Source organism: Parasedimentitalea huanghaiensis (genome assembly GCF_009753675.1).
Lineage (GTDB): Bacteria > Pseudomonadota > Alphaproteobacteria > Rhodobacterales > Rhodobacteraceae > Parasedimentitalea > Parasedimentitalea huanghaiensis.
Genome location: NZ_WQLV01000012.1, coordinates 79,662 through 92,933 on the forward strand (window position 1 = coordinate 79,662; position 13,272 = coordinate 92,933).

The following is a 13,272-nucleotide window of genomic DNA, read 5'->3' on the forward strand; positions in this document are numbered from 1 at the left end:
GTTGATTCATGGTCAAGACATGTAATCCACGGCTGCTACAGTAGGTTTTTAAGTTGAGGAAACTGTTATGAATTTTGTCAGTTCTAAACCAATCAAAACAACGCTATTGGCGGCAGCAACAGCACTACTAGCCATGTCTGCCCAAGCACAAGAAGAACCACGTCAAGTTCTGTTCACCAACGTAAATGTCTTCAACGGTGTCGATGATGGGCTGATTGAAAACGCTTCGGTTCTGGTCGAAGGCAATCTGATCAAAACCGTCTCAAGTGACGCAATCAGTGCCGAAGGCGCATTTGTTGTTGATGGCGAAGGCCGCACACTGATGCCTGGACTGATCGACATGCACTCGCACCTATGTCTACGCGACGGCATTCCGTGGGCTCGCGACGCCTACGATCAGATGCTGGCAGGCGCATACACTTCTCAGGTCTTGATTGATTATCTTGACCAGGGCTTCACCACGACACGGGACACGGGATGTAACGTCTTGGGCATCGCCAAGGGTGTAAACAACGGCATCATTCCCGGCCCCCGCATTTTCCCTAGCGGCGGCGTCATCAGCCAGACTGGCGGCCATGGCGACATCGGTAACTTCAATGACATGCCAGGAACCGTTGATGATCTGGAGAAGCATGGATGGTCCTACATCACTGATGGTGTGACCGAGGCACGGCGCGCAGCGCGGCACAACCTCCGTGGCGGTGCAACGCAAATCAAGGTGATGGCCGGTGGTGGCGTCGCCAGCGAATTCGACCCGATCCATATGACACAAATGTCCGTTGAAGAAATGGAAGCCATCGTTGAGGTGGCGCGCGACTACGGCACCTATGTCACGGTGCATGCCTATCACGACCGCTCGGTCAACCGCGCAATCGACGCAGGTGTCCGGGTTATCGAGCACAACTTCCTCGTCTCCGAGGACACGATCATCCGGATGGCGGAAGAGGGTGTTGCGCTTTCGGCGCAGGCAACCATGTCGCTAGAGGTTTTCGATCCAAAGATGGTCGAACAGATCACGTTCTTCTCGGCCGATCAAAAGGCCAAGGCCGTGTCGGTGAACGCCGGAGCCACCCAGATGTTTGAGTGGGCAATAAAGCACAACGTGTTGATCGTAACCGGTGGCGACATGTTTGGCCCTGATGTGGGACGTCAGGCCGAAAACCTGATCTGGTTCAACAAGATCGCGAACAACAACCTGTTTACACTGCAGACAGCCACTTCCAACGCAGCCGAAGTCCTTGGTTGGAGCGGCGAGATGAGCAAATACAAGGATGGTTCTCTCGGCGTGATCGCAGAAGGAGCCTACGCGGACATCATTCTCGTCGATGGCAATCCGTTAGAGAGCCTCGACGCCGTTCTGCGCGACAATGTCGACTTTGTCATGAAGGATGGTATCGTCCACAAGAACTGGTTGCCTGAAGAGAATGCGCCAGTTTTCAAGCCAGCGCAAACTAATCGCAACGCCTATCCCAGCAACAACTAAAACTCGCGGTCAAGGCAAAGCTGGCAACATCATGTAAAAACACGCGACCGTCAGCTTTGCCGTAAGTTGAGTTCCAAGGCTCAGCAATCAGGAGAGCAAAATGAAATACCTACAGCTTATTGGTGCAGTTCTCACCTCTGCGGGGATCGCCACAGCCACACTGGCTCAGGAAGAGCCAGCACAAACGCTGTTCACCAACGTCAACATATTTGACGGCACTAGTAAAACCTTGATGAAAAACGCCAGTGTTCTGATCGAGGGCAACTTGATCAAAACAATCTCAACCAGTGAAATTAGTGCGGCGGATGCCACGATCATTGACGGTGGTGGCCGCACACTGATGCCGGGGCTGGTCGAAGCCCACGCGCATTTAATGCTGATGGGGCCATCTCTTCCGGTCATGGAAGCGAACACAACATGGGAAGACTTTGCGATCCATGGCGTCAAAATGTCTGAAATGTACCTGATGCAGGGTTTCACGACAGTGCGTGATGCTGGCGGTGCGAACGCCGGATTACAGCGCGCAGTCAACGCGGGAACGATCGTCGGGCCACGCATTTATCCGTCTGCTGCTTTCATCGGTACCCGCGGCGGTCATGCGGATTTCGCAAATTTCACCTCCCCTGTTGGCGAGTCGACCAATATGGGACGTTTAAATATGGCTCAAGAAGTTGACAGCGTTGCCGAAGTTCAAAAATTCGGACGAAACAACTTTCGCATGGGCGCCAGCCAATTGAAGTTTATGCAGTCGGGCGGTGTTGTATCGGCCTTTGACCCCTGGCAATTGCTTGCCGGTTCTCAAGAAGAAATCGAAGCTGCTGTTCAGGTTGCAAATGAATACGGCAGCTATGTGATGGCCCATTCTTATCGAAAAGAAGCCATCATGACGGCGCTGAACGCTGGGGTGCGGTCGATTGAACATGGTTTCATGTTTGACTGCGAAATTTCAGCACTCATGGAGGAGAAAGGTGCCTATATTACTACGAACCTAACCGCGTTCGATCCCGGTTTGCTGGATATACCCGCAGTAAATTCTGTGCCTGCCAGTCTGCGCAAGGCAAAGTCCGCGTCGGCTGCCTTTGTTGATTACATTCCGAATATGAAGCAATGCCCTGCAAAACGGGCCTTTCAAACTGATTGCGTCGGCGGCGTCGGGGACTGCAGTAAGCAGATCGCTTATGAAAAATTCCTCAATGCTGATTTCTTTGATCCGCACACGGCGCTTGTGACGATGACATCAACCGGTGGCGAGTTGGTGGCCTTGTCTGGTGATTTCATGAACCCCTACCCTGACGGCAAGTTGGGTGTGATCAAAGAAGGTGCCTATGCGGATATCTTGTTGGTGGATGGTAACCCACTGGAGGATTTTTCGGTCATGGGAACATCTGACAAGTGGTTCGATGGACCGATACGCCCATACAGCGTTGAGACAATGCCCCTCATCATGAAAGACGGTGTCATCTACAAGAACACGTTGAACTGATGCTGTGTTGGCGGCCTAATGATCGGGGCCGCCAACTTTCTGTAACTCCGATAGGATTTGCCCTCATGCGTTTCAGCTTTCTCGCCCTATTCTTTCTGGCTGCGCTTTCATTTGGCACATCGACCTTCGCTCAGGGTCTTGGTGGCCCGTCATCCGTCCAGGCCGACCTGACCCCCGGCGACGGGCTGACTGATCCGCAATACCGTTCGGATTTCCCCAAGAACATCGCGCCCAGTTGGTTTGCGTGGAAAGATCAACTGGGCGAACAGCGGTTCAAGTTCAACATCGATTACCTGTCAATTGGCCAGTCCTCTACCTCAAACATGGGCGAGGGTCATGCCAGCGGCGGCATTGCCCGGCTCTATGGTAGCTGGCAAGCAACCGAACTGGGATCGCTGACCTTCAAAATCGAAGACCGCCACACCTATGGGGTCGTCGCTCCGCAGTTTTTGGGCCTGAACGGCGGGGCGCTGTCGATCACCGGAACAGCTTTTAACGGCAATGGCACAATGTTGACCAACCTGTTCTGGACCCAGCGCGCTGCAGATGGGTCGTGGACCCTGCAAGTTGGTCAAATCGACGTGACAGACTTCACCGATATCTACGGGCTGGTCAGCCCCTACACGTCATTTCAGAACCTGTCCTTCAACACCAACCCGACCATCAATGCCCCCAATCAGGGGTTAGGGATTGCAGGTGGCGCCAAACTGGGTAGCAATTTTTATGTCATCGGCGCGGTGGCGGACGCCAACGCCGATCCGACAGACCCTGACTTAGACGTCTTTTCAGACGGCGACCTCTACAAGAGTATCGAGATTGGTTACACAAGCGGCTTTGACCGGATCTATTTCGACAATATCCACCTGACACTGTGGCACGGAGATGCCGCAACCGATGGTAGTCGAGCCGAGGACTACGGCGCATCCTTTTCAGCAGCCTGGTTCATTGACAACAAGTGGATGCCCTTCCTGCGCGCTGGGGCCTCTAAGGGCACGGAAGCGCTTTACGAGCGGTCTGTGTCCGCTGGCGTTGGGTACTACGGACGAAATACCGATCTGGGCGGGTTAGGCCTGAACTGGGCCGAGGCAAAAGGCATACCGGGCAGTCAAACAACCGCTGAGCTATTCTATCGTTTTTCGATTTCCCCAGGCCTGCAGATCACTCCTTCGTTACAGTACATCCATAACCCGCTGAACAACCCGGGCCAAAGCAGTATAACCATTGCCGGAGTTCGGGCGCGGATTGTGTTCTGACAAACAAAGCGACACGTCTCGTGGGTCACAGCCCCGCGTGTCCTTCAATGCAGGGAGGCTTTGTAGTCCCTTCAAGATGGCAACCCCAATGATCTGTTCACTTTTGACCAGGGATTAACATTGAAGCGGTGACTACTTAAATGAAGCAAAGAGCCATTATGGTTGGTACCGTTTCATTGCATATTCCAGCGATTAGAAGCGGAGTTTATAATTGATATGAGCTTATACAATTTCATGCAGAAAGATTGGTCGGAACCAAAATTCAGTCACCTGCAGCAGAACTAAGCTAAGGGTTATCCACGTTCACAAACCACTGTTTGACGATGTTCGCGAACCCCAGCAAGATAAGGGATCGCCAATTTTTGGGTGTGTTATACCTGCGAAACCGGCCTAACTCTCCCATTTGGGCAACTTAGGCTTAGTTTAACATTTCATAGGGCCCACAATTGCATAGCCATTGATGAACACAAACCCATTGATTTCATCGAATAATTTCTTAGAATTCGAACAAAATGCCGCCCGAAGGCGGCATGGTCTCAATTTTGATGGAATTATTGGTGGCGCTAAGCTTCCGGGATCGAAAAACACACCTCATCTGAAAGATCTAGACGCGGCGATTCCACCAAACTGATCACCTCTTCCGGTCCGATCAGCCTTGCATTGAGCCTGAAGCCCGTTTGCAGCCGAAGCCTCTCTTTCAAGTAACAGCTGAACAGCAGATCAAGGATAATCTCGAGCTCCGTTCGCGATCGTTCTGCTGCTCCGGTTTGGTGCTCAAATCCCGGTGGTACTTCGCCCACTGGAGAAAAACTCTCTCAATTCTCTGCTTCAATTTGGAAACGCCGCGACCATCAATAGCCTGACCAATCTTGCTGGCAAGGACCGTTTGTTCCTAGATGCGATGAAACAACCCAAGGTCAAGAAGGGAATCACCCCCCAAGTCCAACATCGTATCAGCTTGCAGGTCCGTCCCACCGCTACTGAATTAACCGATCAGATAACCACGGCTTCTAGGCCGATGAACCTCAGTCTCAACGCGTGACCCCAACCATAAACTCCATAGTCGAATTGTATCGGATGACGTTAGAGAGCCTTCACTCATGGCGAAGTTGCAAACAGATCTATCGGTCGGTAATTGCGTAAGCCAAGCGCACAGACAATCATACATTTTTCTGCCGCCTCTTGATCACCAAAGACCACAGTCGCTCGAGATATGGCTTCTGCAAACTGCCAAAGGCGGCTTCCCTGTTCGATGGAACGATAACTTTTGCCATCCTCGGAATTTCGCTTCTCGGTTGGTACTCGAGCCATGTTTCTACTGGCCGCTCCTGTCCACATTGGCATGTGTGCCTCCCAACCTTGCGGTCGTCAAAACAGACATCACCATCCGGCGCAAAAGGCGCACAGCGGCCATTCGCTGAGCTTTGCATCAAGGTCAACTGCGCGGGGCGAAGCGTGAATTCGCAGCGAATGCTCAAATGGCCATTCCCCCACTAAGTGCTAGCCTGATCGACGAATTGCGAGCTCGCGATAAAGGGCCTCTCGGCTCACCGAAAGCTCGTTTGCAATTCCCTGCCACTGCCCTTTCTCTGGCAGGGGGCCATATTCTGCCAGCCAGGCATTTAGTCTATCAGAAACGGTTTTGAGGCTGCGAATTTCAGCACGCATGCGCGTACTTTGTACCGTCCTTGCCAAATGCGCAGCCCAAGTTTCGGACACTTCCGCATCTGCCCGCAAGGCGCGCCGGAACTCCTGTCGTGGCAAGGCGAGCAGAAGTGTAGGCTCCACAACGGTGCAGTCGCAATGGTAGCAGTCCGCATAGACTGAAGCCTCGGCAACCACATCTCCTGCTTTGGCCCTTTGAAGGTAGACCGCGTCACCGTTGGCAAGATGTCTTAGCAAAACGGCACAGCCATCGCGCACGAAATAAACATGGGTAACGCACGCACCAGAAAGGAACACGGTCGCACCCGCGTCAAAGCGACGTTCTTGCGCGCCATTAAACAGTGAAGAAAATCCAAGGGACATGATCATTATCATATCTGATGCAGCGCAAATTTGACAGAAATACTGGCGAAAAGGAGCCAAAATATGAAATCGCCACTTTTGATTGCCCTCTTGATGATCGCCGTCGGAGCGCCTGCGCTGGCTGAAACCATCCATCAACCCTACAAAGGTTTTGAGATTAGAAGCATTGCCAGTCTTTCCGTCAAAGATATCGAAGAATTGCAAAGCGGCGCAGGCTGGGGTTTGGCCTTGCCAGCCGAGTTGAACGGTTATCCAGGCCCAGCACATGTGCTGGAGTTGCAAACCGACCTTGATCTGACGCCTTCGCAAGCCAGCCAAATGCAAGCGATTTTTGATGCCATGCAAATAGAGGCAGTAACCCAAGGAAACGCACTGATCCAAGCCGAACACGATCTTGATCAAGGTTTCAAATCTGGTGATCTTTCACCAGCAAAATTACGTACATTGATTGCCGCCGCCGAGGCTGCGCGTGCCAACTTACGCTACATTCATTTGTCGCGGCACTTGATGAGTGTTGACGTGCTCTCAGCGGAGCAAAGTTCGAAGTACTCTGAATTGCGTGGGTACATATCTGATCCGTGCCAGCCCGTTCCCTATGGTCATGATGTTGACATGTGGCGCAAGCACAACGGATGTGGAGATAACTGACAAGGGAATTTTGGAACACTGTGTCGCATCAAGAAATTTGGGCTTGATGCTGCCATTTGCCTCATAAGACACCTAGGCTCGTTTTAGGGTCCGCTCAGGGAATTCCGATGGTATCCTGCACCGCTGCAAGTCGTGTTGAACTTAGCTAACTAAAATCAATCCCAACCCAGAAATCACTATCTGTTCTCCATTCTAGCGACAGATGTTCTATCACGGTGATATTTGCTTATATTGTTTGATGAGGAGCTCGAGCAACAACATGCATTAATCGGCATTCCTCTTGGGGAAGTTCTGCTAAGATCGTGTCGACGGCGCGCGAAACCTGTACGCCTATGGCAGGCAAATCTATTGACTAGGACATATCCATGAAACCGGACATGAGCAGGCGAGGTTCAACTTGTACTGGCGTCGCGTGTAATTTCACTGCGGAACACGTTGCTTCAAGTTCGGTCACCGGCCTTGATGCTGTAGTCCGGCGTCAGAAGTTTTGGACCAAGGCTGTAACCCTATGATGGATGCAATTCTTGTTATCAATGCCGGCTCTTCCAGTCTGAAGTTCCAGATTTTCGCGGTCGCGGGCGACGACCTGTCGCATCATGTTCGCGGCCAGATCGATGGTATTGGCGTGCGCCCTAGGCTGCGCGCCACCGGAGCGGATGGTGAGGTACTGATCGACCAAGCCTTCACTCCCAAGGATGTGCCGGACCTTCCCGCCGCAATCACCGAGACACGTACATGGCTAAATGGGCTGGAGAGATTTCGGTTCCGCGCTATCGGCCATCGTGTCGTGCATGGCGGACCGCGTTATGATGGACCTGTGCTGATTGACGCCAATGTCCTGAAGCAGCTTGCTTCTTACCAAGATCTTGCCCCGTTGCATCAGCCCAATAACCTCGCGCCGATCCAGCTAGCAATGGAGATTGCCCCTGAGGTGCCGCAGGTCGCATGCTTTGACACCGCATTTCATCGTGGTCACGACGAGATTGCCAGCAGCTATGCCTTGCCAAGCGCGTTCTATGAAGAAGGTGTACGGCGCTATGGGTTTCACGGACTGTCCTATGAGTACATTACCGGGCGCCTCAGCGAGATTATGCCCGACGCGGTTAAGGGCAAGGTGATTATCGCTCATCTAGGTAGCGGTGCATCAATGTGCGCAGTGTCCGACGGGCGCAGTATTGAAAGCACCATGGGGTTCACGGCGCTCGACGGGCTGCCAATGGGCACCCGGCCAGGGCAGCTTGATCCGGGCGTCGTGCTACACTTGATAACCGCAAAAGGCATGAGTGCGGACGCTGTGTCGGACTTGCTGTATCATGAGTCCGGCCTCAAGGGACTATCAGGCCAGTCAAGCGACATGCGCGACCTGCTAGCCAGCAAAAACCCGCGCGCAGCGCTTGCTGTCGATCATTTCGTCTACCGGTCCGGGATGATGGCGGGAATGCTCGCTGCGGCTCTTGGCGGTCTGGACGCTTTTGTCTTCACCGCAGGGGTCGGTGAGAATTCACCCGAGATCCGGGCGCGGATTGCTGATAAGCTGGGCTGGCTTGGGGTTGAAATCGACCATGTGGCAAACGAGGCTGGGGCAACCTGCATTTCGACCCATGCAAGCCGCATTGCTTTGTACGTTATTCCAACGGACGAGGAGCTGGTTATCGCTCGCCATACCCTCACTATTGTTAGGGAAAAGGCCCAATTGTGAGGCTCAAGTACGGTCTCATTCTCCCACATAAAGTTCGCCGCTGCAGGAACGCTGGTTCAACAGGGTAATTGCCATACAGTTCGCCTTGGAATTGGATGTGGGTGTATAGCGGGGCAATCAGGGGCTATTGGAAAAACAGGCGCGAACCGGCTCTTGCCCTAGCCCCAGTTTGCAAGTGGACATATCTCGATTTAGTTACAATCCAAGTGCTCGACAATCAGCTTCGCGAAGGGAGCTACGTCTCTTTCAAAACTCGCGGTATCGAGGGCCTTCATATAGCGCTTCCGCTGATCAAGCCTGATCACAGCTCAACGACAGCCTGAGCTTGCGAAATCAGCGTTCATAGCAAGGCGAGCGAGTCTCCCATTCCCGTCCGGGTGCTGATGGATGTAGCCCAGAAACCAGTGACCAAGGACTGCGCGCGCAAAAGGATGCTCCTCTTCGTCAAAGTCGGGCTCTTCACGTCCGTATCACAGTCAAGTTAGTCGGCATTCCCTCCTACTTAGGTATGTCTATTATCATAAAGATGGAGGACCACGATGATTACAAGACGCACTGTACTTGGACTATTTGCCACCACGCCAACTGCACTCGCCCTGTTTCCGAGAATGGCGTTGGCCCGTGAGCCCGAGGTTTTTCAAAATCCCGTCGCTATCAATTCCATCGACCCTGTTGGGTATTTCGAACAGGGAAAACCTGTTGTTGGTTCTGCGGATCACAAAGTGAATTGGGGCGGTGCTGAATGGCGTTTTTCGAGCAAGCGCAACGCTTCCAAGTTCGCGTCTGCCCCAGATTCTTATGTACCGGTTTTCGGAGGTTACTGCGCCTACGCGGCGTCACGCGGTTATCTTGCACCAACAATCCCCGAAGCCTGGACGATTTTCGACGAAAAGCTCTATCTCAACGCAAGTCTGCGAGCCCAAAAACTTTGGCGCAAAGAAATTCCCGGTAACATTGCTGCCGGGCTCAAGAACTGGCCCGGCATACTCGGATAATTGGTGACGTAAGACCCTGAAGGACAAAAAAATCAGGCGGCTTCGTAACGGGCAAATACCTCAGTAGTTCCATCCTTGTAGAATAGGATGACATCATAAGCGTCCCGCTCGCTTTCCGGCCCCATGCCGGGAGAACCCCATGGCATTCCCGGGACCGAGAGGCCAAGAGCATCCGGACGTTCCGCCAAAAGCCGCTTTACATCGGACGGGGGCACATGCCCCTCAATCAAATACCCTTCGATAGACGCAGTGTGGCAGGAAGCTAGCTCTTCGGTGATCCCAGACTTGAGCTTGTGCCGGAACAGTTTTTCGTTCGTTGTCTCCTGAACTGAAACGTCGAACCCGGATCGCTTCATAATCTTGACCCAAGATCCGCAACAACCACAGCTTGGGTCTTTTAGCACCTGCATCTTAGGAGTGCCTTGTGCAATTGCGGGGGCTGCGGAAACGGCTGCGACAGCTAGCATTCCCTGTAACAGGTTTCTTCTGGTGAACGCGCTCGTGTTCATTGTTCGCTCCTAATGGCGTCCTCGACGAATATCTCGTTCAATCGCCCTAATGTATGAGGGGTTCCTAAGTGGTTTGCACGACACAGGCGTTGACACAGCGCAAATTGCGCTTAGGCAATTGTCTTGCGGTATCTGCAACCCACGATGTTCTACGACAGAGATTTCGTAAGGACCGTATTGCCCAGGCTATCCAGGATCGGACAATCGGGTCGGTGATCCCCCGCACACTCGTCAATCAAATGGGAAAGAGTTGCATGCATGGCTTTCAGATCTGCGATTTTGTCTTCTATTTCTTTTAGATTGTGCTGAGCGACTTGTTTAACATCAGCACTTGCTCGCGATGTGTCATTGTACAGTTCTAGCAGGGTCCGGCAGTCTTCAATCGAAAAACCTAGCGAACGCGCACGACCGATGAATGCCAACTTATGCAGTTCCACGTTCTCGAAGTCGCGATAGCCGTTGGGCAGACGTTTGGGTTTGATAAAGCCGATATCTTCATAATATCGGATGGTCTTCGCTGGCAGGCCGGATTTGTCGGCCACGTCACTGATATTCATTGCCCATCTCCTCTTTAACTTGCAGGTGCGGACTTCAGGTTGAGATCGGAATTTTTCACTGTGTCATCCGCCCGGTCTACTGCGGGGCGGATCCACTTCAAACGCAAGGCATTTGTCAGGACGAATACGCTCGACAAGGCCATCGCAGCAGCGGCCAGAACAGGTGACAAAAGTGGGCCACCAAACGGGTACAGAACCCCAGCTGCAACTGGGATCAGCAAAGTGTTGTAGCCAAAGGCCCAGAACAAGTTTTGACGGATATTGCGCATCGTCTGTTGGGAAACATCAATAGCATTCACCACGCCTAACAGGTCGCCCGACATAAGAACGACATCCGCCGCTTCGATGGCAACGTCTGTTCCAGTTCCAATTGCCACCCCGACATCAGCAGCCGCCAGTGCAGGCGCATCGTTGATGCCATCCCCAACAAAGGCGAGCTTACCTCCGTCCGCACTCAGGCTCTCCAGCGCAGCAACCTTGCCCTGCGGCAGCACTTCAGCGACAACGTGATCGATACCAAGTTCTTCTGCGATGGCTTCAGCCGTCACCTGGTTATCACCAGTAATCATCGCCACTTTCAAACCCAGGCTGTGCAACGCCTTGATAGCCTGCGGTGTGGTCGGTTTGATCGGATCCGCCACCGCAATGACCGCTGCAACCTGACCGTCGATTGCGGCGTATAGCGGAGTTTTGCCCTTGGAGGCCAAAGTAGAGCTGTGCGCCGCCAAATCGCCGAGATCCAGCCCTTCCCTCGTCATCAACCGATCCGCGCCAATCAGCACGTCCCGCCCTTCGATCTGAGCTTTTACACCAAACCCGGTGATCGACGTGAACGAGTTGACCTCTGGCAGTGAAACTCCGCGTTCTTCTGCAGCAGCAACAATAGCCTCGGCGATTGGGTGCTCGGAATTTCGCTCCACGGCCGCCACCATTCGCAACACGTCCGTTTCGTCCATTCCCTCCGCGAGGATCAGATCGGTGAGTGCTGGGCGTCCGGCGGTCAGCGTACCAGTCTTGTCAAGCGCAACGACGCCACTTTCCTGAAGCATCTGTAACGCGTCTCCCTTACGAAATAGAACGCCCATCTCAGCCGCCCGCCCAGTGCCGACCATGATCGACGTCGGCGTCGCAAGGCCCATGGCACAGGGGCAAGCAATAATCAGAACCGCGACACCCGCGACCAAGGCCAGGCTCAGCGCCGGATCCGGCCCAAAGAGGAACCAGATCGCCACGGTCAGAAGAGCGACCACCATCACCGCTGGAACAAACCACTGCGTGATCCTGTCCACCATTCCCTGTATCGGCAGTTTGGCACCCTGGGCCTGCTCGACCATCCGAATAATCTGCGACAGCATCGTGTCACTGCCAACTTTCTCTGCCCGGAAGGTCAAGGCACCAGTTCCATTAACCGTTGCCCCAACCACGTTGGCACCTTCGGACTTTTCGACTGGCAGCGGCTCCCCTGTGATCATGCTTTCGTCAACAAAGGATGAGCCGGTCAGGACCACACCATCAACAGAAATTTTTTCGCCTGGTCTAACATGTACGACATCGCCCGCGACGATTTCCTCGATCGGGCGTTCCACGACAGTGCCGTCACGCTCAACCCGCGCGGTCTTGGCCTGCAACCCGACAAGCTTGCGAATTGCTTCACCAGTGCGCCCCTTTGCCCTGGCCTCAAGCAACCGCCCAAGCAGGATGAGGACCACAATTACTGCTGCCGCCTCATAATAGACATTGGCAGTCCCTTCGGGGAGCATGGTCGGCGCAAATGTGGACACCAGTGAAAACCCGAAAGCAGCTGATGTCCCAAGCGCCACAAGGGAGTTCATGTCCGGCGCGCCTTTGAAAAGGGCCGGATACCCCTTGGTGTAAAATTGCAGCCCTGGACCAAACAGCACAATGGTCGTCAACAGAAACTGCAGGAAATAGCTGGTTTGCAGCCCGATCGTCGAGACGATGAGATGATGCATCCCTGGAAGTACATGGCTGCCCATTTCAATGATGAAGACCGGCAGTGCCAGCACTGCGGCAAACAAAGTCCGGCGCGCCAGTGACCTGATTTCATCTGCCTTGCGGTCTGCCTTGTCGGACGTCTCGGCCGTTTTGACCTGGGCCGGGTATCCTGCCGCACTGGCCAAGGCAGCTATTTCCGCTGGTGATATTGCGCCGTCCGCAAATCGTACGGTCGCGGTTTCCGCTGCTAAGTTCACCGATGCAGTCATCACTCCTTCGGCCTGCGCGAGGGCACGCTCAACACGCCCCACACAGGACGCGCAAGACATTTCCTGCACATCGAGTGTCACCTCATCGACGACTGCTGGGTACCCCGCATCTTGCAGCACTCCAACCAGATCCACCGTGGAAACTCTGCTATCATGAGTGATCAGAGCACTTTCATTCGCCAAGTTTACGGTAGCTTCTGTCACACCTGGAACCACACTCAGAGCACGCTGGACGCGGCCCACACACGAAGCGCAACTCATCCCTTCGATCTGGAACTGGGTTGTATGTAAATCTGTCATGTCGACACCATCAAAAATTTAGATGATCACTACATAGGGCCTCCAGCAACTGGAAGGTCAAGGTGTGTCGAGCATCTTTTGACTGGAAAAAT

General features: G+C 53.5%; 11 protein-coding genes and 1 pseudogene. 6 read left to right on the forward strand and 6 right to left on the reverse strand.

Annotated features, from left to right (window positions below; all coding sequences use genetic code 11):
• The first annotated feature begins 67 nt into the window (after positions 1-67).
• The 3 genes from GO984_RS17430 to GO984_RS17440 all read left to right on the forward strand — a co-directional run bounded on the left by GO984_RS17430 (position 68) and on the right by GO984_RS17440 (position 4,219).
• Positions 68-1,483, forward strand: a complete 1,416-nt coding sequence (locus GO984_RS17430; RefSeq protein ID WP_209279435.1) for a metal-dependent hydrolase family protein — start codon at positions 68-70, stop codon at positions 1,481-1,483.
• A gap of 100 nt (positions 1,484-1,583) precedes the next feature.
• A complete protein-coding gene (locus tag GO984_RS17435; protein ID WP_157023885.1) occupies positions 1,584-2,966 on the forward strand; it encodes a metal-dependent hydrolase family protein in 1,383 nt (460 codons plus the stop codon).
• Between the two features lie 65 nt (positions 2,967-3,031).
• Complete coding sequence (locus tag GO984_RS17440) at positions 3,032-4,219, forward strand: carbohydrate porin (protein WP_157023886.1); 1,188 nt, start codon at positions 3,032-3,034, stop codon at positions 4,217-4,219.
• A 1,098-nt stretch (positions 4,220-5,317) separates the two neighbouring features.
• Here GO984_RS17440 and GO984_RS17445 read toward each other — a convergent pair.
• Both GO984_RS17445 and GO984_RS23395 read right to left on the reverse strand, forming a co-directional pair.
• A complete protein-coding gene (locus GO984_RS17445; protein WP_157023887.1) occupies positions 5,318-5,563 on the reverse strand; it encodes a hypothetical protein in 246 nt (81 codons plus the stop codon).
• Positions 5,564-5,719: 156 nt separating this feature from the next.
• Positions 5,720-6,247, reverse strand: coding sequence for a Crp/Fnr family transcriptional regulator (locus tag GO984_RS23395; RefSeq protein WP_167740398.1), 528 nt, complete (start codon positions 6,245-6,247; stop codon positions 5,720-5,722).
• Positions 6,248-6,310: 63 nt separating this feature from the next.
• Here GO984_RS23395 and GO984_RS23400 point away from each other — a divergent pair, with 63 nt between their 5' ends.
• Positions 6,311-6,895: a Spy/CpxP family protein refolding chaperone gene (locus GO984_RS23400; protein WP_167740399.1), complete on the forward strand. Its 585-nt coding sequence runs from the start codon at positions 6,311-6,313 to the stop codon at positions 6,893-6,895.
• A 508-nt stretch (positions 6,896-7,403) separates the two neighbouring features.
• Positions 7,404-8,594, forward strand: a complete 1,191-nt coding sequence (locus GO984_RS17455; protein WP_209279436.1) for an acetate/propionate family kinase — start codon at positions 7,404-7,406, stop codon at positions 8,592-8,594.
• A 308-nt stretch (positions 8,595-8,902) separates the two neighbouring features.
• Here GO984_RS17455 and GO984_RS24010 read toward each other — a convergent pair.
• Positions 8,903-9,037 (reverse strand): annotated as a pseudogene (locus GO984_RS24010) (Fic family protein); the annotation flags it as partial.
• A gap of 96 nt (positions 9,038-9,133) precedes the next feature.
• On the opposite strand from GO984_RS24010, the gene GO984_RS17465 reads away from it, so the two are divergent.
• Positions 9,134-9,589, forward strand: coding sequence for a YHS domain-containing (seleno)protein (locus GO984_RS17465; RefSeq protein ID WP_157023889.1), 456 nt, complete (start codon positions 9,134-9,136; stop codon positions 9,587-9,589).
• Between the two features lie 32 nt (positions 9,590-9,621).
• On the opposite strand, the gene GO984_RS17470 is transcribed toward GO984_RS17465, so the two are convergent.
• From GO984_RS17470 to GO984_RS17480, 3 genes are all read right to left on the reverse strand, one after another.
• Positions 9,622-10,098 (reverse strand): DUF411 domain-containing protein, encoded by a 477-nt coding sequence (locus tag GO984_RS17470; RefSeq protein ID WP_157023890.1) that lies wholly within the window; start codon positions 10,096-10,098, stop codon positions 9,622-9,624.
• A 149-nt stretch (positions 10,099-10,247) separates the two neighbouring features.
• Entirely contained in the window at positions 10,248-10,655 is a 408-nt protein-coding gene (gene cueR, locus GO984_RS17475; RefSeq protein ID WP_157023891.1) for a Cu(I)-responsive transcriptional regulator, read from the reverse strand.
• Positions 10,656-10,669: 14 nt separating this feature from the next.
• A complete protein-coding gene (locus GO984_RS17480; RefSeq protein ID WP_157023892.1) occupies positions 10,670-13,180 on the reverse strand; it encodes a heavy metal translocating P-type ATPase in 2,511 nt (836 codons plus the stop codon).
• Between the last annotated feature and the right edge of the window lie 92 nt (positions 13,181-13,272).